The following is a 22545-nucleotide window of genomic DNA, read 5'->3' as shown; positions in this document are numbered from 1 at the left end:
GGCCGCGAGGGAGGTTGCGGCCGGGCTGCTTGTGGGCGGTCATGAGGCGAAGAGCCGGGCGATGACCGAGCGGTGACGGCGCTCGGCCGGGTCGCCCCTGCGCGCCTGACGGGCGCGGCGGTGCTCCGCGGCGGCCTGCCGCAGCTCGGAGGCGTGGTGCTGCATGATGCTGTATTCGAGTTCGGCGTTCACGGTGTTCTCCTTGTTCGTTTTCCCGCACTCTCAAGACTCGGCCTAAGGCCCCTGATGACACATCGGGCGGATGCCTTATCTCTCGGCACGGGCACGCTCAGGAGATACCTAGGACGGCTCACCGCCTCCCTAAGGCATGGGTGAGGCGGCTAAGCCTCGTCGGTGAACTTGACCGTCACCTTCGAGAAGCCGAGCGACTTGAGCATGCCCGTGAGCATCGCCTTGGTGTTGGCGTCCGCCCTGGCCCGCAGGTCGCTCGCCACCGCCGCCTCGGTGATCTTCTTCTCGGCCAGCAGATAGAGCTCCCGCTGGTCACCCGGCGAGCCGGACAGGAAGTCCTGGACCCGGTCGAGCAGGCCGCGCTGCTGCGCGAACACGTACGAGCGGCTGTTGTCGAGGTTGGGCTTCTCCAACTGGGCGCGCGGCAGGCGGATGGTGGCCTCGGTACGGTCCTGCGACACCGTCACGCCGTCGGCCGCGATGGCGGAGAAGTCGACGTAGGCGTCGACCCCGCCCGCGCCGACGAACAGCGTGCGCGTGCCCTTGACCGCGTCGGGCAGGAAGTTGGCGTCCTTCTCCAGGTCCACGACCACCTGGAAGGTGCCGGTCGCGGCCTCGAACCTGCTCATGTCCTTGATGGACTGCAGCAGCACCGGCTGGCTGCGGTCGATGCTCCGCTCGCCGAGCGGGTTGAGCCAGGACCAGGCCAGGCGGCCGCCGACCACCAATAACACGGCGAGGACCAGCAGGCCCGCCACATATCGCCATCGGCGACGCCGCCCGGGGCTCGCCTCGGGCAGCGTCGTTCGCGAAGTCGTCATGCGAGCATGACTACCCGTTCGGCGATCATCAGTGCCAGCTCTTCGGTGACATCTTCGATCCTCAGCCGGCCTGATCCGTGGCCGGCTCCTCCTCGGGGACCCGCGCCGGCGCGGCCGCGGGCCCCTCCACCGGCGCCGACACGGGTTCTGCGACCGGCGCCGACACCGGGGCCGGGGCCGATACCGGCGCGGAACCCGTGCCCGAACCCGTGCCCGAACCTGCGCCCGAACCCGTGCCCGAAACCGGGGCGGTCCGGGGAGAGGTATCCGACACCGGCGACGCCTGACGGTAGGCGCCCGATCCGGGCGCGACGCCCGCGGACGCCTCGGAAGCGTGCACCGGCCAGCCCTCCCCTGACGTGTCGGGCGTCCAGGCTCCCGCCGGCTGCGACGAGGCCCAGCCGGCGGCCGGGGCGTCCGGCGTCCAGCTGACCTGAGGCGCGTCCGGCGTGGTTACGGTCCCGGGAGCGCTCGACGCCGAGCCGACCGTCGCGGTGCCGCTGGGCCCCGGATAGACGGGGTAGGCGTGGCTCGACTCGGGGGTGGGCCGCGCGGACGGCGCGACCTGCGCGTGCCCGGGGCCGCCGCCGAAGTGCGTGCTCGACAGCCGGCAGCCCTGGAAGTCGCTGTAGAACATGCGCAGCCACTCCCTGCGCTGGGGCTCGCTCAGGGAGGAGAACCACGACGTCGCGTACTGGTGCTCGGCCAGCGGCGTGCCGGGCAGCGGCTCACCGCGCAGCCAGGCCACCACGATCTGCCGGTATCCCTCCGCGACCGTGCTCTGGCACCTGGGGGACAGGGCCTCGATGTACTCGTACGCGGCCTCCTCGGCGAACCCCGCCGACAGGTCGGGCACGTGCACGGGCGCCAGCCCGTTCGCCGGCTTCAGCGCGTCGTCCAGCGGACGCTGCTCCACCCGCGTGAACGCGGCGGGAGTCCCGGCCAGCCGGGAGGCGATCTGCGTGAACGCCGCCCCCAGCTCGGTCAGCCCCGCCCGCATCCCCGGATGCACGCACACCGTGATCGGCCACTCCTGGCAGCTGTAGGCGATGTCCACGGCCGCGGCCGGCTTCGGCTGCGCCAGCACCCGCGACACGCCCATGGCGGCGGCCAGCACCGACAGCAGCGCGCACGCCAGCACCAGGGCCTGCCTGGTCACCAGCGCCGCCCAGCCGAGCAGCAGCGCCGCCGTGATGCCGAGCAGCCAGATCGTCTGGTCGAAGAACGGCGCGCCGTTCCAGCCCTGGAACAGGTCGTACGGCTCGCCCGTCCCCGGCGCCAGCCGGTCGGCCCAGCCGCGGTCGTCGGCCAGCCAGGTGAACAGCCCGTAGCAGGCCAGGCCCGCGATCGGCGGCGTGTACGGCCGCGGCAGCACCCACCCGGCCACCCACCCGATCACCGAGTACAGGGCCAGCCCCGCCATGCCCATCCCCAGCCCGGACAGGCTCAGCCGGCCGGCCTGGTCGGTGAGCACCGTCTTGACGGCCAGCACCAGCACCGTGGCCGCGAACGACCCCAGCACCACCATCACGATCGCCAGCGGCGCCTTGAGCGCCCGCCAGGTCGTGAGCGAACGGCCGCGCAGCGCGCGCCGCTTGCGCAGCGCCACCCAGGCGGCGAAGGCCGCCGCCACGGGCCCGGTCAGCCGGAGCGAGCCGATGACCGCGGCCACGATGTTCTCCCACGCGTCTACCCCGGGTATCAGGACGTTCCACGCGGCGACCAGGCCGACAGCCAGCAGCACGGCAACCGTGACGGCCGCGCTCTGCTTCAGCTCCTCTCGTGAAACGCCCGCGTGCTCACGCACCCGTTTCCCCGTTGACGTTCATCAAGCGCACCCCCCGTGCCCCTTGGCGAGGCGGAGGCGCTCGGTCCCGGCCGGTCCCCACAGGCCCATGGACTTGGCTTCCGCGTCACCATACGTAGGAGAACCATAACTGAGCGTGATGATTGATGTCCGGATTCTTGGTCAAGCGAAGGGTCCTGTCGCGGAGGGTGACCCGACGAACCGGGACGAGGGGCGCGCTACCGTAGCGCTGTGTCGCAGCAGAAGCCGCTCAACCTGTCGTTCGACCCCATCGACCGCGCCGCCGAGAGCTGGCGCGCCCACTTCGGGCCGTCGGCCGCCATGGCCGCCGTGACCTCGGTCATGAGAGCGCACCAGATCCTGCTGTCGCAACTTGACTCGCTCCTGAAGCCGTACGACTTGACCTTCGCCAGATACGAGGCACTCGTTCTGTTGACCTTCAGCAAGACGGGCGCGCTGCCGCTGTCCAAGATCGGGGAGCGACTGATGGTTCATCCCACGAGCGTCACGAACACGGTGGACAGGCTGGAGAAGTCAGGGTTCGTCCGCCGGCTGCCCAATCCCCGCGACGGCCGCGGCGTGCTCGCCGAGATCACCGCCGCGGGTGAGGACGTCGTGCGCCGCGCCACCGCCGACCTCATGGCCGCCGAGTTCGGCCTGACGATGTACGCCGAGGACGAACTCCAGCACATGTTCGACCAGTTGCGCACGCTACGGGTGGCGGCTGGTGACTTCCCAGCCTCGGTCATGCGGCAAGATGAAGGGCATGGCGGACTTCTCTAGGCCCGGGTCACTCTACGGAGCAGTGGACCTGGGCGCGCGCAAGCAGGCACTGGAGGCGCAGACCCGGCGGGAGGCGGCAGGTCCCCAGGCGGCCTCGTCGGCTTCTGTCGTCGACGTGACCGAGGAGACGTTCACGACGGACGTGATCGACCGGTCGATGACCGTGCCGGTCGTGCTCGACCTCTGGTCTCCCAGGGCGCCGGGCAGCGCCCAGCTCAGCCCCGTGCTGGAGAAGGTCGTCGGCGACCTCGGCGGCAAGGCGATCCTGGCCAAGGTCAACGTCGACGCCAGCCCGCAGATCGCGCAGGCGCTGCGGGTGCAGGCCGTGCCGACGGTGCTGGCGATCTTCCAGGGCCAGGCGGTCACCGGCTTCCAGCAGGTGCTGCCCGAGCAGGAGGTGCGGCGCTGGCTCGACGAGCTGATGGGCGCCGTCGAGCAGTTCTACCAGGCCAACCCCGGCGCCCGGCCGCCGGCCGAGCCCGGCGACGCGGCCGAGGAGCCGGCGGGGCCGCCCGTCGACCCCGACCTCGTCGCGGCCGAGCAGGCCATCGAGCACGGCGACTTCGACGCGGCGATCGAGGCCTACCAGCGGCTGCTGGCGCGCGCGCCCGGAAACGAGGACGCCAAGATGGGCCTGGCCGGCGTCAACCTGATCAAGCGCACGTCCGAGGTCGACCCCGCCGAGGTGCAGCGTCGTATGGAGGACCCGGCCGACATCGACGCCCAGTTGCTCGCGGCCGACCTGGAGATGTTGTCCGGTTCGGTGGACGAGGCGTTCAACCGGGTCATCGCCGTGGTCAAGCGCACCTCGGGTGACGAGCGCGACCGGGTGCGGCGCCATTTGCTCGGACTTTTCGACGCGTTGCCGGCGGAAGACCCATCTTTGGCGAAAGCACGTAGAGCATTGGCGAGCGCCCTGTTCTAACCTGGGGATATGCGGGTCGTCACCATATCCGCCACTTACGGCACGGCCGGGAACCAGATCGGCCCGGCCGTGGCCGAGCGGCTCGGCGTGCCGTTCGTCGACCGAGCCATCCCCAGCGCCGTGGCGCAAGAGCTGGGCTGCACCATCGAAGAGGCCCTGGCCCACGACGACCGGGCCGATCACGGCCTGAGCCGGCTGTTCTCCGGGGCGATGCGCCTGCCGACCGTCACGTTCGGCGGCGTCGACATGTACGTTCCCGGCGCGATGCCGCTCGCCCCCGAGGAGTTCGTCCGCCGTACCGAGCGCATGCTCAAGGACATGGCCCGCGACCAGGGCGGCGTCTTCCTGGGCCGGGGCGGGGCGATGGTCCTGGCCGGCCATCCCGGCGCGCTGCACGTCCGGCTCGACGCGCCCGCCAGGCGCAGGATCCGGCAGGTGGCCACGATGAGCGAGGTCGGCGAACGCGAGGCCCGCCGCATCGTCGAGGACAACGACCGGGCCAGGACCGCCTACGTGCGCCACTTCTACCGGGCCGACCCCGCCGACCCCTGCCACTACCAGCTCGTGCTCGACAGCACCACGATTCCGGTCGCGACCTGCGCCGAGCTCATCGTCCTCGCCGCCGAGGCACTCGATTGACCCAACTCCCCCTAACATGGGAGGGATTCTTGGTCAGTCCCGAAGGAGCGATTGACGTGGCGACCGTCCCGAGTGTGTCGTACTCCATCACCGTGCGTCTCGAGGTGCCGGCCGGCGGCAAGGCCGTCAGCCAGCTCACCCACGCCGTAGAGTCGGCCGGGGGTGTGGTGACCGCCCTCGACGTCACCAATGCCGGGCATGAGAAGCTCCGCATCGACGTGACGTGCGCCGCGAGGGACACCGACCACGCGCAGGCCATCGTCGACCAGCTGGAGGCGGTCGAGGGCGTCGTCATCCACAAGGTGTCCGACCGCACCTTCCTCATGCACCTCGGCGGCAAGATCGAGATGGTCTCCAAGGTGCCGCTGCGCAACCGCGACGAGCTGTCCATGGCCTACACCCCGGGCGTGGCGCGCGTGTCGATGGCGATCGCGCGCAACAAGGAGGACGCGCGGCGGCTGACCATCAAGCGCAACACCGTGGCGGTCGTCACCGACGGCTCCGCCGTGCTGGGGCTGGGCAACATCGGGCCCGAGGCGGCGCTGCCCGTCATGGAGGGCAAGGCGGCGCTGTTCAAGCGGTTCGCGGGCATCGACGCCTGGCCGATCTGCCTCGACACCCAGGACGTCGACGAGATCGTGCGCACCGTGCAGGTGATCGCGCCCGGCTTCGGCGGCATCAACCTGGAGGACATCGGCGCGCCGCGCTGCTTCGAGGTCGAGCGGCGGCTGCGCGAGCTGCTCGACATCCCGGTCTTCCACGACGACCAGCACGGCACCGCGATCTGCGTGCTGGCCGCGCTCACCAACGCGCTGCGGGTCGTCGACAAGAACATCGAGAACGTCAAGATCACCATGGCGGGCGCGGGCGCGGCCGGCAACGCGGTGCTGCGGCTGCTGCTGGCCGCCGGGGCGCGCAACGTGATCGTGTGCGACTACCTCGGGGCCGTGCACAAGGGCCGCGACGACCTCGACGAGTCGCTGCTGTGGATCGCTGAGCACACCAACGCCGAAGGCTACGCGGGCGACCTGCGCGGAGCCGTCAAGGACGCCGACGTCTTCGTGGGCGTGTCCGCGCCCGGCATCCTCACCGGCGACGACATCGCGGCGATGGCCAAGGACGCGGTGGTGTTCGCGCTGGCCAACCCGGAGCCGGAGGTGTCGCCCGACGACGCCCGCGAGCACGCCGCGGTGGTCGCCACGGGCCGCTCCGACTACCCCAACCAGATCAACAACGTGCTGGCCTTCCCCGGGGTGTTCAGGGGGCTGCTGGACGCGCAGGCGGGCGGGGTGACGCAGGAGATGCTGCTGGCCGCCGCCGGCGCGCTGGCCGCCGTCGTCACGCCGGAGGAGCTGGGTCCCAACTACATCGTCCCCAGCGTCTTCCACCCCGACGTGGCCACCGCCGTCGCCGCAGCCGTTCGCGAATCCGCCGGCGGCCGCGCGCGCGGCTTCACCGAAGCCTGAATTCATCATCTTTTACGGCGGTGCCGGCGGCACTCCAACCGTCGTGCGGGGCTCGCGGCCTCCAGGGGGACGCTTCTAGACCCGCACACGGCGGGCCGCCGCTACGGCGCATCGTGGGCCGGTTACGGGGTCAACCCCCGGCACTGGCTACGGCAATGCCGGCAAGCCCGGCAATGGCGAGGTTCGCGGCACCCGCTACGGCGTTGTGGTTCGTGTGGTGATCGCCGGTATGACGCGGTAGCTCTCCTGGAAGACCAGGTTGTGGGCGTCGGCCGCGGCGATCACGCGCATGGTGTCGAGCTGGCCGGTCGCGTCCGCCTCCGAGAAGACGTTGAGGGGCCAGTCGCCTACCGTGTTGCCCCGTAGGTGTGGGTGGTGGAAGTCGCAGCCGTAGTGGGCGACGACCGCGATCGGCTGCGCGCCGCACTGGCGCTGCTCGTGCCAGGTCAGTGACCACATGGCGTTGAGGCCGCCCTCGTGCGACCTGGTGAGCCCGCTCGCGACCACCTCCCCGGTGCCGAGCAGCAGGTCGGCGTTGGCCTCATCGAGGACCTGGCGGGCCACCGGGTCCAGCAGTTCGACGGTTCTGGCGAACACGCGTTCCTTGTCCTCCCGCGTGACGGCGTCGCCGTGGTCGCCGTCACGCAGGTCGGTGAAGTGGCGGAGCAAAGCCTGGTTGATCGGAGTACCCATGCCCTCCCCCTTCCCCGGGCTCAGGTGAGCAGGCCGGCGATCCTGGTCCGGATTTCGGGGGTGTCCAGGCCACGTACGGTGAGGGTCGTGCGGCGGCGTACGACGTCGTCCACCGTGGCCGCCCACTCGTGGTCGCGGGCGTAGACCACCTGGGCCCAGATGTCCGGCCCGTCCGGGTGGATGCGCTCGCCGAGCGCGGGGTCCTCGCGGATGAGCCGGGCCAGGTCGAACGCGATCGAGCCGTAGTGCGAGGCCAGGTGCCGGGCCACCAGCGGATCCATGCGCGCGCTCGGGTCGCGGTCGGTCCAGAGCCGCATGGCCACCGCGTCGGGGCTGGCCAGGCCGGGCAGCGGCACGGCGGGCAGGATGTCGGCCAGGTCGTCGCCCAGGGGACGTCCGGGCAGGTGGGCGAGGGTGTCGAAGACGTGCCTGCCGATGTGGCGGTACGTCGTCCACTTGCCGCCGGCCACCGACAACATGCCGCCCGCGCCCCGGGTCAGCACCGTCTCCCGCTTGGCCGCCGTGACCTCCCCTGGCCCGCCGGGCAGGACGCGCAGGCCGGCGAAGGAGTAGGTGATGTCCTCGCGGCGGAGCTGGGAGTCGCGGACGGAATGCCCCGCCTCGTCGAGGATCTGGGAGATGTCGGCCTCGGTGGCGCCGACCAGGCCAGGATCGCCCTCGTACGCCTCGTCCGTGGTCCCGAGCAGCAGGTGGTCCTCCCACGGGATCGCGAACGACACCCGGTACTTGTCGATCGGCGTGGTCAGCGCGGCCTTCCACGGCTCGTGCCGGCGCATGACCAGGTGGGCGCCCTTGGACAGCCGGATGCTGGGGGCCGCGTCCGGGTCCTCCATGCGACGCAGGTGGTCGACCCAGGGACCGGTGGCGTTCAGGACGAGGCGGGCGGAGACGCCGAACTCGGCGCCGCCGAGCCGGTCGCGCAGGTCGGCGCCGGTGACGCTGCCGCCGGTCGTCCGCAGCCCGACGACCTCGGCGTGGTTGAGCACGGTGGCGCCCGCGTCCACGGCGGCGCGCACGGTCATGACGGCGACGCGGCTGTCGTTCATCTGGTGGTCGCCGTAGACGGCGGCGGCGCGCAGCCCCTCGGTACGCAGCGCGGGCACCTTGGCCAGCGCCTGATGCGGCGTGATCACCTTGCCCATGCCGTCGCCGAACACGGACAGGGCCGAGTACAGGAACACGCCGGCGCCCAGCTTGGCGGCCCCGTGCGGCCCGCCCTTGTAGATCGGCACCAGGAACGTCAGCGGTTTGACCAGGTGCGGGGCGATGTCGCCGGCCAGGGCGCGGCGCTCGCGATGGTTCTCGGCCACCAGCTTCACGTTGCCGGTCTGCAGGTAACGCAGGCCGCCGTGGACCAGCTTGGAGGAGGCGCTGGAGGTGGCGCCGGCGAAGTCGCCCGAGTCGACCATCGCCACCCGCAGCCCCGCCTGGGCGGCCATCCACGTGACCGACGTGCCCAGGATGCCACCGCCGATGACCAGCAGGTCGTAGCCGGTGGTGGACAGCTCGTGGCGGATCTCGGCCCGGTCGGTGCCGATCGCGGTCGTCATTGCCATACTCCTATTGCTCGACCCAGTCGAGGGTCCGGGCCACGGCCTTCTTCCAGTTGCGGTATTCGCGCTCGCGGGCCGCCTCGTCGATCGCGGGGCGCCACTCGGCGGCCTTGTGCCAGTTGGCGCGCAGGCTGTCGAGGTCGGGCCAGTAGCCGGTGGCCAGGCCCGCGGCGTAGGCGGCGCCGAGCGCGGTGGTCTCGGCCACCATCGGCCGGATCACCGGCACGGCCAGCACGTCGGCCAGCGTCTGCATGAGCAGGTTGTCGGCGGTCATGCCGCCGTCGGCGCGCAGCGTGGTCAGGTCGAGCCCGGAGTCGGCGTTCATCGCGTCGACGACCTCGCGGGTCTGCCACGCGGTGGCCTCCAGCACGGCGCGGGCGATGTGCCCCTTGTTCACGAACCCGGTCAGCCCGGCGATCACGCCGCGCGCGTCCGAGCGCCAGTGCGGCGCGAACAACCCCGAGAACGCCGGTACGAAGTAGCAGCCGCCGTTGTCGTCGACCGTCTTGGCCAGGGTCTCGATCTCGGCCGCGCTGGAGATCAGGCCGAGGTTGTCGCGCAGCCACTGCACGAGGGAGCCGGTGACCGCGATGGCGCCCTCCAGCGCGTACGTGGCCGGGCCGTCGCCGATCCGGTAGCCGACCGTGGTCAGCAGGCCGTGCTTGGACACGACCGGCTCCTGACCGGTGTTCATCAGCAGGAAGCTGCCCGAGCCGTAGGTGCTCTTGGTCTCGCCGGGCGCGAAGCAGGTCTGCCCGAACAGCGCCGCCTGCTGGTCGCCGAGCGCGGAGGCCACGGGGACGCCGTCCCGGGTGTGGCCGTAGACCTCGGCGGAGGGGCGGATCTCGGGCAGCATGGCGCGCGGCACGCCCATCGCGGCCAGGAGGTCGTCGTCCCATTCGAGCGTGTGGATGTTCATCAGCATCGTGCGGCTGGCGTTGGTCACGTCGGTCAGGTGCCGCCCGGTGAGATTCCACAGCAGCCAGCTGTCCATCGTGCCGAACAGCACCTCGCCGCGCTCGGCCCGCTCACGCAGGCCGGGGTCCTGGTCCAGCAGCCAGCGGATCTTGGGCCCGGAGAAGTAGGTGGCCAGAGGCAGCCCGGCCTTCTCCCTGAACAGGCTCGCGTGCTCGGCCAGCGCGTGCGTGAGCGCGTCGGTGCGGGTGTCCTGCCAGACGATCGCCGGGCGGACGGGGCGGCCGGTGGCGCGCTCCCACAACACCGTGGTCTCGCGCTGGTTGGTGATGCCCAGCGCGGCGATCTGGCCGTCCTCCAGGCCGGCGCCGCTCACCGCCTCGGCCAGCACGGCCTCGACGTTCTGCCAGATCTCGGTGGCGTCGTGCTCGACCCAGCCCGGCCTGGGGAAGATCTGGCGGTGCTCGCGCTGGGCGACGCTGATGATGTTGCCGGCCTGGTCGAAGACGATGCACCGGCTGGACGTGGTGCCCTGGTCGATGGCTGCGACGTAGTGCGGTCGAGGCACTGGGTTCCTCGCTAGTGCTCGTGGTTCGACAATGCCGAACGAATCGTATGTGGAAGGAGGTGGCTGTTCAAGTGTCATCGGGCGAGGTCACGGGTGATGGCGCGGGCGGCGTCGCGTACGTAGGAGACGAACTCCATGTGCAGGTCACCGCCGGGGGCGAGCCGTTCGACGGCGCCGCGGATGCCGATGGCGCCCACCGCCAGGCCGCGCGCGTCCCTGATCGGGGCGGCGATGGCCACCTCGCCCTCCGTCAGCTCCTCCATCTCGGCGGCCCAGCCGCGCGCCCTGACCTGGGCGAGCTCCGCCTCCAGCCGCGCGGGGTCGGTGAGCGTGCGCTTGGTGTGGGCCTGCAGCGGCGGGATGATCGACTCGCCGTACGGGTCGTAGGCGAGCAGCACCTTGCCCAGCGCGCTGGCGTGGAGCGGCAGATAGGTGCCCACCTGCAGCGTCTGCATGCTGTCGTCGGGGCGGAACACGTGGTGGATCACCAGGACGTGGCCCTCGTGCGGGGTGCCGATCCAGGCGCTCTCCCTGCTGCGCCCGGCCAGTGCGTCGGCCCAGTTGATGGAGCGGGTGCGTAGCTCGTTGACGTCGAGGTAGCTGCTGCCGAGGTGGAGCAGCGTGGCGCCGAGCCGGTACTTGCCCGTGGTGTCGTCCTGTTCGACGAACCCGACGTGGACCAGCGTGCGCAGGATGCCGTGCAGCGTCCCTTTCGGCAGGCCCAGCGCCCTGGCCAGCTCGGCGACGCCGAGCTGCCGGGGGCCGGAGGCGAGCAGCCGCAGGATGGCGGCGGCCCGTTCCACCGACTGAATCGTGTCTCCCACGCCGACGACACTAGCAGCGAATCGTTCGGTATTGCCGAACACTGGTGCTTGAGTCTGTACGCCGGCCCGGGATCTGCCGTGTGCGCGGGAAACCCGGGGCCGCCACGCGCACCCGCGCACTCCATGTCGCGCGGGAACCGCACCGGCGCCGGGTGCGTCTCTTGATCGAGGACTTCCCGCTAAAGGCACCAATTTCCCATGGATTGCCGGCAAAGAGGGGACTAAATGGAACAACCTTCCCGTATTGCGGGAACCGTGCGGCCTGGGGGCCGCACCGCGAGAGTACGCGCGGCCGTCCTGGAGGCCACCCAGGACGAGCTGGTCGAGCACGGGTTCCATGGGCTGACCATGGACCAGGTGGCGGCCAGGGCCGGCGTCGGCAAGACGACGGTCTACCGGCGCTGGGGGAGCACCCCCGGCCTGGTGGCCGACCTCATGACCGAGCTGGCCAACCAGTCCTCGCCCCACGCCGACACGGGCGGCATCGAAAGTGACCTGCGCGTCAACGCGCTCGCCGTGGTCGAGGCGCTCAACGACGGGCGCCTCGGGGCCACCTTCCAGGCGGTCATCGCCGCCGCCACCTGCGACGAGCAGGCCTCTCTCGCGCTGCGCACCTTCTACCTGCGCCGCATCGAGGAGTGGACCAGCGTCGTGGACCTGGCCGTGGCCCGGGGCGAGCTGCCGGTGGGCACCGACGGTGGCGAGGTGATCCGGGCGATCGCGGCCCCGCTCTACTACCGGCTGATGATCACCAGGGAGCCGGTGACGGCCGAGGCCGCCGAGTGGTCGGTGGCGCGCACGCTGGCCGCCGCCAGGGCGGGCGCCTTCGTGACGGGCGCTCTGGTGACGGGCGGCGCGCCGGGATGAGCGTTTCGGGGGCTCACATGGATGAACGGGGCCAGATCGAGCCGTACCACCACAGGATCCCGCCCATGACCACGAGCCCGCCCGCCGTGGCGAGCTTGCCCATCAGGTCGGCGGGCGGTCCGGTGTAGGGCAGCCGGCCGCCGTGCCGGTGGTGGCCCCAGGGGCAGTCGTTCTCGACGTGGCTGGAGTCGATCAGCGTTTCCGGCTGGTGCTCGCTGACCGAGTAGGCCTCGATCTCGGATCTGCTGCCCTTGTTCACGGGGATCTGCCGGACGACGGTCTTCCTGGCCGGGATGGAGCCGCTGGCCATGCTGACGCCGTCGGCCTTGAGGTCGAAGCGTACGAGCTGGCGGGTCTGGTTGTGCAGCCTGACGGACGCCCGGCCCGAGCGGCAGCCCACGTCGTCGACCGTCATCGTGAACGGGTCGCCGGAGTCCGGCAGCGGCCACGCCTCGGCCGCGGCCGGAAGGAGCAGGACGGCGCCCACCGGCAGGGCGGCCAGGACGAGACGGAAACCGATGCGCATGGTGCTTCCCCCGGACACGATCTTCGCTACATAAAGTGCCCAAGCGGGCACGAAAAGTAACATCGGCCGCCGGGGGGAGCGCGCACCCCCGCAGGTACTTCATGATGGATGTATGGCGGAAGCGATCTACGTCGGCGGGTTGCTGGTGGCGACGCCACTCCTCGACGACCCCAACTTCCGGCGTAGCGTCGTGCTGATCCTCGAACACGACCACGACGGCGGCACCCTCGGCGTCGTCCTCAACAGGCCGAGCGACATATCGGTGACGCAGGTGCTGCCCGTATGGGACCCGCTGATCACCGGGCCGCCGGTGTTGTTCGAGGGCGGTCCCGTGCAGACCGACAGCGCGCTCGCGCTGGCCGCCGTCCCGAGCGGCGAGGAGCCGCTCGGCTGGCGCCGGCTGCACGCGGGCACCGACGCGGTGGCCCGCCTGGGGACGGTCGACCTGGACGCGCCGCCGGAGATCCTGCAAGGGGAGATCGCGCAGATGCGCATCTTCGCGGGGTACGCGGGGTGGACGTCGGGGCAACTGGAGAGCGAGATAGCCGAGGGCGCCTGGTATGTCGTCGACTCCGAGGTCGGCGACACCTTCCACGCCGACCCGTCCGCGCTGTGGCGGCACGTGCTGCGGCGTCAGCGCGGTGAGCTGGCGTTCGTGGCGACCTGCCCGGACGACCCGACCCTCAACTGACCGTCCGCCACTCCGACCGGGTCGTCGGGCTCAGTGCTGCAGGTCCCAGCCGGGCCGCAGGCAGCGCTCGGCCAGCTCGATGCTCTCGGCCATCCGCCGCTGGATCTCCTCCATCGTGCCGTCGCGGCGCGGGCACTCGAAGCCGACGCGCATGGTGGACATGGCGAACGCCACGATCAGGTGCGTGAGCTGGTCCTCGTCGGGATCCACGCCCCGGCGCGCGGCGATCACCTCGGCCAGGCGCCGCTCCGTCCGCGCGCCCCTGGCCACCGACTTGCCGACCAGGTGCGGATTGCCGTCCAGCAACTTCCGCAACTTCAGGAACCTGCTCGCGTCGTCCGGCGTTGAACTCTGCACGTCGGTCAGGACCGCGCGCAGCGCGTGCATCAGGGCCGTGAACGGCGGCTCGTCCGCCGGGCGCTCCGCCAGCGTCTCCAGCATGATCTCCTCGCCGTGGTCGTGGAACCACATCGCCAGGTGATCCTTGTTGGTGAAGTAGCGGAAGAACGTGCGGGGGGAGATCTCGACCGCACCCGCGATCTGCTCCACGGTGGTCGACTCGTATCCTTGTTCGAGGAAGAGCTCGAGCGCGGCGTCCATGATCGCCAGGCGCGTCTTCTCCTTCTTGCGTTCTCGTAGCCCCACCGTCACTCCCTCGAAACCATGTTGTCACAGTGTGCCATAAGTCATGGGGCGACTGTTGAAGGTCGTTTGTCATATGTCATGCTCTGCCATAGATTACCGAGGCTTACGAGACTTATGCCCCGGTGTGGGGCGGCATGTTTGAGGGGGACTCATGGCTCAAGCGAAGGCGGTCGACGCACCGTCATCGCCCGGCCCGGCGAAGACGGGGACCGGGGGCAACCCGTGGCTGGTGCTGCTGGCGGTCAGCCTGGGCGTCATCATGGTGATGCTCGACGGAACCGTGGTGGGCATCGCCAACCCGGTCATCCAGGTGGACCTGAAGGCCACGCTCTCCGATCTGCAGTGGGTGACCAGCGGTTACCTGCTGGCGCTGGCGGTCTTCCTGATCACCGCGGGCAAGCTCGGCGACCTGTTCGGGCACAAGCGCGTGTTTCTCATCGGTGTGGGGGGCTTCGCCATCTCCTCGGTGGGCATCGGCTTCAGCGCCGACCTGGCCGAGATCATTCCCGGTGCGACGCCGGCCGGCGCCCTGATCGGCCTGCGCGTGCTGCAGGGCCTGTTCGGCGCCCTGCTCCAGCCCGCCGCCCTGGCGCTGCTGCGTGGAGCGTTCCCGGGCGAGAAGCTGAACCAGGCGATGGGGGCCTGGGGCGCGATCATCGGCCTGTCCAGCGCCGCCGGCCCGATCGTGGGCGGGCTGCTGGTCGAGAGCAGGGGCTGGGAGTCGGTCTTCTTCATCAACGCGCCCGTCGGCGTGATCGCGCTCGTCCTCGGCATCTTCCTGATCAAGGAGAACCGCTCGCAGACGCTGGCGCGCATCGACTGGCTCGGCGTGCTGCTGCTGTCCGGCGCGATGTTCTCACTGGTCTGGACGATCATCAAGGCTCCCGAGTGGGGCTGGGGCGACAGCACGACCCTGACCTTCATCGGCGCCTTCGTGGTGCTCATGGCCGCGTTCATCTTCTGGCAGAGCCGGGCCAGGCAGCCGCTGGTGCCGCTGTCGCTGTTCGCCAACCCGTCCATCTCCATCGGCACTTTCCTGATGATGATGGTGGCCTTCGCCATGTTCGGCGCGATGTTCTTCCTGGGCTTCTTCTTCCAGGGGGTCCACGGGCTCAGCCCGCTGGACGCCGGCCTGCGCATGCTGCCGATGAGCGCCGGCATGATCGTCGCCTCGCCGCTGGCGGGCATGCTGCTCGGCAAGCTCGGGCCGAAGATCACGATGGCCGCGGGTCTGCTGATCACCGCGTTCTCGATGTTCCTCATGTCGCAGCTCAGCATCGACGCCTCGTTCATGGCCAGCGCCATCCCGTTCGTGCTGCTCGCCTTCGGCCTGTCGCCGGTCTTCGTGGGCGCCACGGAGATCATCGTGGGCAACGCGCCGGTGGAGCTGAGCGGGGTCGCGGGTGGCGTGCAGCAGTCGGCCATGCAGGTCGGCGGCGCGCTCGGCACGGCGATCCTGGGCGCGGTGATGGCCGGTGAGATCTCCAGCAGGCTGCCCGGCTACCTCGGCCCGGCGGCGCAGGCGATCCCGGCCGAGCAGATGACGGCGCTGGAGAAGATCGCCGCGTTCGGCCAGGCGCCTCCCGGGGTGCCGCAGCAGGTCGCCGACGCGCTGCACAACTCGTTCATGGACGGCATGCACCTCGCCTTCCTGGTGAGCACCGGCATCGCGGTGCTGACGGCGCTGCTCACGCTGTTCGTCAAGGCCGGCCGGAAGACCGAGGGCGCCGCGGTCCACGTGGGCTGACCGGTGCCGGAGCCTGTCCGCGGGACCCGTGCGCTGACCGGCGGATCCGTGCTCTGACCAGCGCTCGGAGCCGTCGGTGGCGCTGTGCTCCGGCCTGTGCTCCGGCCTGTGTTCGATGTCGCGGCCCCCGCCCCCGTGGCGGGGGCCGTTTCGTGTTCCGGGGTCGCGGGCGGGCATAAACTCGTGGGGTGAGCACGAAGATCCTCCCAGAGCAGGAGACCACTCCGCGGACGTCGCACGGCGACGGCGATCACGAGCGGTTCGCCCACTACGCGGACAGGAACAAGATCACCGAGAGCATGGTGACCGGCACGCCCATCCGCGCTCTCTGCGGCAAAATCTGGGTGCCCAGCCGCGATCCCAAGAAATATCCGGTCTGCCCGGAATGCAAGGAGATCTACGAGGGCCTGCCGCCGGGTGGCGGCGAGGGCGGCGACGACAAGCAGTGAGTGTTGCTGAGCGGTAATCCCCTTACGGAGAGTTACGGTCTGTAGCCAGACCGGCTCAAATCGTAGGGGGTTCGCATGGCCCGGCGCACGACCGCTGTCGTCTCGGCATGCCTGCTCGTGGCCGGGGCCATCCGGCCGCCGTGGCCGGGCGCCCCTCTGACTGCCGCCGTCGGGACCGTTCCTGCGGCTGGATCCATGACGGCCGACGGGTGTGCCGAACGCGCGCCCGCGTCCCGCACGCCCGGGCCGCGTTCGCCCAAGCCGGAGGACGTGGCCAAGGTTCTCGCCGAGCTCGGCGAGCGGCTCGCGGGGATCACGCCGCCGAGCCAGATCACCGTGCCCACGCGCGTGCACGTCCTCACCAAGGGTCCCGAACGGAAGGTGTCCGACGAGGCGGTCAGGGCCCAGATCGACACGCTCAACTCCGCGTACGCCGGCAAGTTCGGCGGCGTCGACACCGGCGTGCGCTTCCGCCTCGACATCATCTCCGTCGAGGAGAACGCCTCCTGGTTCGCCGACCCCATCGGCCACGAGAAGGCCATGAAGCAGGCCCTGCACGAGGGCGGGGCGGGCACGCTCAACCTCTACGTCGCCCAGCTCAGCGAGCTCATGCTGGGCTTCGCCAGCTACCCGTACTGGTACGCCGGCTCCCCCCGCCTCGACGGCGTCGTGATCGACTGGCGCAGCCTGCCCGGCGGCGCGATGGCCGACTACAACCGGGGCTTCACCGGGGTGCACGAGATCGGCCACTGGCTCGGGCTCTTCCACACCTTCGAGAACGGCTGCAAGGAACCGGGCGACGGCATCGACGACACGCCCCGCGAGGCCCGCCCGACCGAGGCGTGCCCGCTGGACAAGGACACCTGCACCGCCCACGAGGGCAAGGATCCGGCCCACAACTACATGGACTACGCCCACGACCGGTGCATGTGGGAGTTCACCCAGGGACAGGCGAACCGGATGCACGAGATGTGGGCCGCCTACCGGGACACCGCCGACACCTAGTATTTCCGACAAATTACGATGTGCAGGTGACAGCACCAAAGGCACTCGACGCTCCCCACAGATCCACGGGTCTCTTCGGCCCCGAGTACCGCACGGCCAGCCTCGGCATCCTGCTGGTCGTCACGCTGATCGCGTTCGAGGGCATGTCGGTCGGGGTCGTCATGCCGGCCATCGCCGACGAACTGGACGCCCTCGACCTGTACGGGCTCAGCTTCTCCGCCTTCCTCATCGCCAGCCTGTTCATGAACGTGGTGGCCGGCCTGTGGTCGGACCGGCGCGGATATCCGGTGCCGTTCCTGGCCGGGGTGGTGCTGTTCGTCATCGGCATGGCCCTGGCCGGGGCGGCGACCACCGCCGGGATGTTCCTGGCCGCGCGGGCCGTGCAGGGACTCGGCGCCGGCGCCTCCATCGTGGCGCTGTACGTGATGATCGCCCGCGTGTACGCGGTGGACGTGCGGCCGAAGGCGTTCGCCTCCGTCTCCGCCGCCTGGGTGGTGCCCGCCATGGTGGGTCCGTCCGTGGCCGGGTTCGTCGGACAGCACTGGGGCTGGCGTTACGTCTTCTACGGGATCATCCCGCTGGTCATCCCCGCCCTGGTGATGCTCGTACCGGCGCTGCGCAAGGGCTCGGCCGCCGAGGCCGACGCGCCCCAGCCCGGCACCGGGCCCCGGTCCAGGCCGGTGGCGATGACCCTGGCCGCCACCTGTACCGCCGGCGGCGCCGGGCTGCTGCTGCACGGCGTGGACCGGCTGCACCGCGACCTGGTGCCGGGGAGTCTGGAGACGGTTGCCGGGCTGGCGCTGCTGCTCTGGGGCCTGTACCGGCTGCTGCCGCCCAGGGCGCTGCGCTTCGCGCGGGGGCTGCCCACGACGATCGTCATGCGCGGGTTCTTCTCGGCCTCCTTCTTCGGCGTGAACGCCTTCATCCCCCTCGCGCTGCAGGAGGTGAAGTCCTTCGACACCACGTCCGCGGGGGTCGCGCTCACGACCGGAGCCCTGGGCTGGTCGGCGGGGGCCTACATCCAGAGCAAGGGCTCAGGCCACGCGCACCAGCGGATCAGGCTGGGCGCCGCGGGCGTGGCCACGGGGATCGTGCTGTGCCTGCTCTCCGTGCTTCCCGGGGTCACCGGATGGATCGCGGTGCCCGCCTGGATCGTGGCCGGCTTCGGCATGGGCTTCGGCCTGACCACGGTCAGCGTCACGGCGATGAAGCAGTCGCCGGTCCACGAGCAGGGGGCCAACTCGGCCGCGCTGTCGGTGTCCGACCAGCTCGGCTCCGCGCTGTCGATCGGCATCGGCGGAGCGCTGGTGAACGTCATCGGGCACTCCTCGTCCCAGATCGCCACCGGGTTCCTGGTCATCTCCTGCCTCATGGGGGTCATCGCGGTGACCGGCAGCGTGCTGGCCGGTCGCACCCGCTGAATTCCGCACCTCCCGTCACACCCGTCACTGTTCGCCTGAGCGTCGTCGCCAGGAGTGATAGGACAGCGGGCAAGGAGGTGCCATGGAGGATGATCACCGTGTCTGGCCCCCTGAACCGGGGCCCGGACATCGCCGTACTCCTCCAGAGGACTCGGCGTCCGCGCGGGGCGACGCGGATCGGGACGAAGGGGTGCCGCGGGGGCGGGCGGGTCCCAGGCACGCTGCCGGGGCGGCGCCGTACGTACCGGAACAGCCTCGGACGCGGGACGAGGGCGGCCGGGGCCGCCCGCCCGACCCGCCCGACCCGCCACCCGACCCGCCACCGGCCTTCGGCCGGCGCGAGCGGCCGTACCAGCAGCCCGCCCGGCGACCCGAACCCCCGGCGGACCCGGACCCGGGCCGGGAGCGGGATGCTCCCGCCGAGCGAGACTCCCGCTGGGGGCGGGACGATCCCGCAGGTCGTGACGTCCGGTGGGGGCGGGACGATCTCGCCGAACCCGAGCCCCGAGGGGGGCGGGACGACGCGAGCGGCCATGACCCTGGGTTGCAGCGGGACGATGCGAACGGTCATGACCCTGGCTGGGGCCGGGACGATGCGAACGGTCATGACCCTGGCTGGGGGCGGGACGGTGCGAACGGTCATGACCCTCGCTGGGGGCGGATGGACGCCGGGCCGGATCATGATGGCCGGTGGGGGAGCCGGGGGCATCCGCTGGATCTGGACCAGGGGGAGCCTGAGGAGCCCGCATGGGGCCCCAGGATCCGCGGAGCCGTCCCCAGAGAGCCCGACCGCGGGCGAGGAGAGGCATGGGAGGACCTGCCCCCCTCCGCCCGCCTGCACGGCTCTCCCGCCGACCCCGGGCCGCGCAGGGGGAGCCCGGCGGGCGGGCGGATGTGGCGGCGCGTGGCGGTCGTGCTGGCCGCGTTGATCGCGGGAGCGGGCCTGGTGACGGGCGCGGCGGTGGCGGCGCTGCGGCTCACCGCGCCTCCGGAGCGGACGGGGCTGATGCGCGACGCGCAGGCCGGGGTGACGGCGACGTTGCCGCAGGGCTGGAGCACGGGCGCGGTGGCCCCCGTCACGGGTTTCACCTCGGTCGTGCGCGACGGGCGGGGCGCGCTCGTGATGGCCAGGCCGGTGCCGGGCCCGGTGGGCGACGTCAGGAAGGCCACGGCGGAGGCGGCCGAGCTGTACTCCCGGCTGCTGCTCATGGGCGACCGGGTGAGCGTCGTCGACGACCGGCGGACGGCCGACGGTCACACCCGCGCCCTGCGCGCCGAGTACAAGGACGTGGTGAACCGGCCGGCGTTCCTCAGAGTGATGCTGGTCACTCGTACGGACCGCTCCGTCCTGCTGGTCGGACTGCTGCAACCCGAGGACGAGAGCCGCAGACAGGCGTTGGACGAGGTCATGGCGAGCGTCCGATAAGCCGCATAGCACGTGAGGAAGACCTTGGCCAGAATCCCCGGCTCACGGCACGTCTTGTCGGTGGGCCCGATTACTCTTGGGTCACTGTGAGAAAGCGAAGCACACGAACCCCAGAGGTGATGCGGTGAGCACGTTCGCCGCGTCCCACCTTTCGCCTTCCTATCCCGACCGGGCCGCGTGGGGCACCGCCCCGAAGTTGCGCGCCTGGCAGCAGGAGGCGTTCGACCTCTACTCCCGGCGTGAGCCGCGTGACTTCCTCACCGTGGCGACGCCGGGCGCGGGCAAGACGACCTACGCCCTGCGCATCGCCAGCGAGCTGCTCGCCAACGGGGTGATCAAGGCGATCACGATCGTGACCCCCACCGAGCACCTCAAGCGCCAGTGGGCCGACGCCGCCGGGAAGGTCGGCATCGGCATCGACCCCGAGTTCAAGAACAGCCAGGGCGCGACCTCGCGCGACTACATCGGGGTGGCGGTCACCTACGCGCAGGTCGCCATGCATCCGGCCCTGCACCGGGCGCGCACCGAAAACCGCAAGACGCTGGTCATCTTCGACGAGATCCACCACGCGGGCGACGCCAAGTCGTGGGGCGACGGGGTGCGCGAGGCGTTCGAGCCCGCCGCGCGCCGGCTCCAGCTGACCGGCACGCCGTTCCGGTCCGACGACAACCCGATCCCGTTCGTCGGCTACGAGGAGGACGCGGAGGGCTTCAAGCGCAGCATCGCCGACTACTCCTACGGCTACGGTCCCGCCCTCGACGACGGCGTCGTGCGTCCGGTCATCTTCCTGGCGTACTCGGGCGAGATGAAGTGGCGCACCCGCGCCGGCGACGAGATCGCCGCGACGCTGGGCACGCCGCTCACCAAGGACCAGCTCTCCCAGGCGTGGCGGGCCGCGCTCGACCCGAAAGGCGACTGGATCCGCCAGGTCATGCAGGCGGCCGACCGCCGCCTGACCGAGGTGCGCAGGGGAGTGCCCGACGCGGGCGGCCTGGTGATCGCCACCGACCACGAGACCGCCCGGGCCTACGCCCGCCACCTGCGCAACATCACCGGCGAGGGCGCCACGGTCGTCCTGTCCGACGACCCCGGCGCGTCCAAGAAGATCAAGCAGTTCGCGGCCTCGGAGGATCGCTGGCTGGTGGCCGTGCGCATGGTGTCGGAAGGCGTCGACATCCCCCGCCTGTGCGTGGGCGTCTACGCCACCTCCACCTCGACCCCGCTCTTCTTCGCCCAGGCCGTGGGCCGCTTCGTGCGTGCCCGCAAACGCGGCGAGACCGCCTCGGTCTTCCTGCCCTCGGTGCCCACCCTCATGGGGCTGGCCAACGAGATGGAGGTCGAGCGCGACCACGTCCTCAACAAGCGACCGCCGGAGGACGGCCTCGACGACACCCTCCTCGAACAGGCCAACCGCCAGAAGGACAACCCCGACGTCCTCGGCGACGAGCTGCCGTTCGAGACGATGGAGACCACGGCCACCTTCGACCGCGTGCTCTTCGACGGCGGCGAGTTCGGCACCGGCGCGGAGGTCGGCTCGGCCGAGGAAGAGGACTTCATCGGCCTGCCCGGCCTGCTGGAGCCCGACCAGGTGGCGACCCTGCTTCGCAAACGGCAGTCGGACCAGCAGGCCGCCCGCCGCAAGCAGCCGGAGGAGCCCCGGGAGACGCTGGCCCCGCACGAGCAGATCGCCGAGCTGAGGCGCGAGCTCAACGGCCTGGTGGGCGCCTGGAACCACCGCACGGGCCAACCGCACGGGGTGATCCACTCGGAGCTGCGCCGCGCCTGCGGCGGCCCCCCGATCGCCCAGGCGACGGCGGAGCAGATCACGGAACGCATCGCCATGATCCGCCGCTGGGCCACCCAACGCCGCTGAGCCCTGCCCGGCGCTCACAGACCGATTCGCCGGTGCCAGACGCGGCACCGGCGTCGGTGTTCGTTCGGCGACGTGGGCCGGAGCTCAGGGCGGGTCGGGTCCTTGGGGCGGGTCAGCGTGCGGTGCGGCCGGGTCGGGGCCTGACGCGGTCAGGCTGGATGGCGGGCGCAGGGCCGGTCGTGGTGGCGGTCGAGCCGCCTGACCATGATGCGGCACTTCTCTGGCCGCAGCTCGCGTTCGCCGTTGGCGCCGTACTCGGTCCGGGTGGTGTCCACCTTGCCGTGCGGCCATTCCTCGTATCCGCGGCGCCGGTACAGCCGCAGTGCCGCGGGGTTGTCCAGGCCCACGCCGAGGGCCACTTGGTCGTGTCCCATCGCGGACAGTCGTCTCTCCGCGGCCCGCAGCAGTTCCGTGCCGATGCCCTGATTGCGCCGGGCCGGCGTGACCTCCAGGTGGGTGAGCAGGGCGACGCCGGGTAAGTGGGTGCGCAGTTCGGGCTCTTCGGCGGGGGCGAGCCAGACGTAGACGTCTCCCAGGGCGATGCGCAGCTCCCAGGCGATCAGGAGGAACCCGTGCCCGGCATCCTGGAGGATCAGGCGGTCGATGAAGTAGGTCTCCTGTCCGAGCGAGCTGATGACGGCAGGAAGGTCGGCATGGACGGCTTGGCGTATGTCAGGTGCCTCCACGG

22 protein-coding genes are annotated in these 22545 nt (G+C 71.0%); 12 read left to right on the top strand and 10 right to left on the bottom strand.

Features of this window, described 5'->3' with window-relative positions; all coding sequences use genetic code 11:
• Nucleotides 1–39: 39 nt before the first annotated feature.
• The 3 genes from OIE67_RS37715 to OIE67_RS37705 form a co-directional block, all read right to left on the bottom strand.
• Nucleotides 40–192, bottom strand: coding sequence for a hypothetical protein (locus OIE67_RS37715; RefSeq protein WP_326629506.1), 153 nt, complete (start codon nt 190–192; stop codon nt 40–42).
• 149 nt (nt 193–341) lie between these two features.
• Nucleotides 342–1013, bottom strand: a complete 672-nt coding sequence (locus OIE67_RS37710; RefSeq protein ID WP_106248213.1) for a DUF4230 domain-containing protein — start codon at nt 1011–1013, stop codon at nt 342–344.
• A 61-nt stretch (nt 1014–1074) separates the two neighbouring features.
• Nucleotides 1075–2820, bottom strand: coding sequence for a hypothetical protein (locus OIE67_RS37705; protein ID WP_326629502.1), 1746 nt, complete (start codon nt 2818–2820; stop codon nt 1075–1077).
• Nucleotides 2821–3051: 231 nt separating this feature from the next.
• Between OIE67_RS37705 and OIE67_RS37700 the strand changes: the two genes are divergently transcribed.
• From OIE67_RS37700 to OIE67_RS37685, 4 genes are read left to right on the top strand one after another with little or no spacing between them, the layout of a single operon-like run.
• Nucleotides 3052–3603, top strand: a complete 552-nt coding sequence (locus tag OIE67_RS37700; RefSeq protein WP_106248216.1) for a MarR family winged helix-turn-helix transcriptional regulator — start codon at nt 3052–3054, stop codon at nt 3601–3603.
• Entirely contained in the window at nt 3587–4528 is a 942-nt protein-coding gene (locus OIE67_RS37695; RefSeq protein WP_106248218.1) for a tetratricopeptide repeat protein, read from the top strand. Before OIE67_RS37700 ends, OIE67_RS37695 begins: the two co-directional genes overlap by 17 nt.
• 9 nt (nt 4529–4537) lie before the next feature.
• The gene (locus OIE67_RS37690; RefSeq protein ID WP_326629498.1) at nt 4538–5167 is read left to right on the top strand and encodes a cytidylate kinase-like family protein; all 630 of its coding nucleotides are present in this window, start codon (nt 4538–4540) and stop codon (nt 5165–5167) included.
• Between the two features lie 56 nt (nt 5168–5223).
• Nucleotides 5224–6633, top strand: a complete 1410-nt coding sequence (locus OIE67_RS37685) for an NAD-dependent malic enzyme (protein WP_326629497.1) — start codon at nt 5224–5226, stop codon at nt 6631–6633.
• A gap of 195 nt (nt 6634–6828) precedes the next feature.
• On the opposite strand, the gene OIE67_RS37680 is transcribed toward OIE67_RS37685, so the two are convergent.
• The 4 genes from OIE67_RS37680 to OIE67_RS37665 all read right to left on the bottom strand — a co-directional run bounded on the left by OIE67_RS37680 (nt 6829) and on the right by OIE67_RS37665 (nt 11207).
• Nucleotides 6829–7326: a hypothetical protein gene (locus tag OIE67_RS37680; RefSeq protein ID WP_326629495.1), complete on the bottom strand. Its 498-nt coding sequence runs from the start codon at nt 7324–7326 to the stop codon at nt 6829–6831.
• Between the two features lie 20 nt (nt 7327–7346).
• Nucleotides 7347–8897 (bottom strand): glycerol-3-phosphate dehydrogenase/oxidase, encoded by a 1551-nt coding sequence (locus tag OIE67_RS37675; RefSeq protein WP_326629493.1) that lies wholly within the window; start codon nt 8895–8897, stop codon nt 7347–7349.
• 10 nt (nt 8898–8907) lie between these two features.
• Nucleotides 8908–10383, bottom strand: coding sequence for a glycerol kinase GlpK (glpK, locus tag OIE67_RS37670; RefSeq protein WP_326629491.1), 1476 nt, complete (start codon nt 10381–10383; stop codon nt 8908–8910).
• 74 nt (nt 10384–10457) lie between these two features.
• Nucleotides 10458–11207 (bottom strand): IclR family transcriptional regulator, encoded by a 750-nt coding sequence (locus OIE67_RS37665; RefSeq protein ID WP_326629489.1) that lies wholly within the window; start codon nt 11205–11207, stop codon nt 10458–10460.
• Between the two features lie 255 nt (nt 11208–11462).
• Between OIE67_RS37665 and OIE67_RS37660 the strand changes: the two genes are divergently transcribed.
• Nucleotides 11463–12074: a TetR/AcrR family transcriptional regulator gene (locus OIE67_RS37660; protein WP_326629487.1), complete on the top strand. Its 612-nt coding sequence runs from the start codon at nt 11463–11465 to the stop codon at nt 12072–12074.
• Between the two features lie 13 nt (nt 12075–12087).
• On the opposite strand, the gene OIE67_RS37655 is transcribed toward OIE67_RS37660, so the two are convergent.
• The gene (locus OIE67_RS37655) at nt 12088–12600 is read right to left on the bottom strand and encodes a hypothetical protein (RefSeq protein WP_106248231.1); all 513 of its coding nucleotides are present in this window, start codon (nt 12598–12600) and stop codon (nt 12088–12090) included.
• 112 nt (nt 12601–12712) lie between these two features.
• On the opposite strand from OIE67_RS37655, the gene OIE67_RS37650 reads away from it, so the two are divergent.
• Nucleotides 12713–13291, top strand: a complete 579-nt coding sequence (locus OIE67_RS37650; RefSeq protein ID WP_106248232.1) for a YqgE/AlgH family protein — start codon at nt 12713–12715, stop codon at nt 13289–13291.
• Between the two features lie 30 nt (nt 13292–13321).
• Here OIE67_RS37650 and OIE67_RS37645 read toward each other — a convergent pair whose 3' ends face one another.
• Entirely contained in the window at nt 13322–13936 is a 615-nt protein-coding gene (locus OIE67_RS37645; RefSeq protein WP_326629485.1) for a TetR family transcriptional regulator, read from the bottom strand.
• A gap of 151 nt (nt 13937–14087) precedes the next feature.
• Here OIE67_RS37645 and OIE67_RS37640 point away from each other — a divergent pair, with 151 nt between their 5' ends.
• The 6 genes from OIE67_RS37640 (at nt 14088) to OIE67_RS37615 (ending at nt 21857) form a co-directional block, all read left to right on the top strand.
• Nucleotides 14088–15683, top strand: coding sequence for an MFS transporter (locus OIE67_RS37640; RefSeq protein WP_326629483.1), 1596 nt, complete (start codon nt 14088–14090; stop codon nt 15681–15683).
• A 188-nt stretch (nt 15684–15871) separates the two neighbouring features.
• Nucleotides 15872–16132 (top strand): DUF3039 domain-containing protein, encoded by a 261-nt coding sequence (locus OIE67_RS37635; protein ID WP_106248236.1) that lies wholly within the window; start codon nt 15872–15874, stop codon nt 16130–16132.
• Nucleotides 16133–16327: 195 nt separating this feature from the next.
• Nucleotides 16328–17137 carry a zinc metalloprotease gene (locus OIE67_RS37630; protein WP_326629481.1) on the top strand — a complete coding sequence of 270 codons (810 nt, stop codon included), beginning with the start codon at nt 16328–16330 and terminating at the stop codon, nt 17135–17137.
• 26 nt (nt 17138–17163) lie between these two features.
• Nucleotides 17164–18558 (top strand): MFS transporter, encoded by a 1395-nt coding sequence (locus tag OIE67_RS37625; RefSeq protein WP_326629479.1) that lies wholly within the window; start codon nt 17164–17166, stop codon nt 18556–18558.
• A gap of 904 nt (nt 18559–19462) precedes the next feature.
• Nucleotides 19463–19984 (top strand): hypothetical protein, encoded by a 522-nt coding sequence (locus tag OIE67_RS37620; protein ID WP_146178478.1) that lies wholly within the window; start codon nt 19463–19465, stop codon nt 19982–19984.
• 124 nt (nt 19985–20108) lie between these two features.
• A complete protein-coding gene (locus OIE67_RS37615) occupies nt 20109–21857 on the top strand; it encodes a DEAD/DEAH box helicase (RefSeq protein ID WP_326629477.1) in 1749 nt (582 codons plus the stop codon).
• A gap of 149 nt (nt 21858–22006) precedes the next feature.
• On the opposite strand, the gene OIE67_RS37610 is transcribed toward OIE67_RS37615, so the two are convergent.
• Nucleotides 22007–22543, bottom strand: a complete 537-nt coding sequence (locus OIE67_RS37610; RefSeq protein ID WP_326629476.1) for a GNAT family N-acetyltransferase — start codon at nt 22541–22543, stop codon at nt 22007–22009.
• Between the last annotated feature and the right edge of the window lie 2 nt (nt 22544–22545).

The organism is Nonomuraea fuscirosea, assembly GCF_035917475.1.
In the GTDB taxonomy this organism is placed as follows: Bacteria; Actinomycetota; Actinomycetes; order Streptosporangiales; family Streptosporangiaceae; genus Nonomuraea; species Nonomuraea fuscirosea.
The sequence above is the reverse complement of the archived record's forward strand: the minus strand, read 5'-3'. Positions and strand labels throughout refer to the sequence as shown.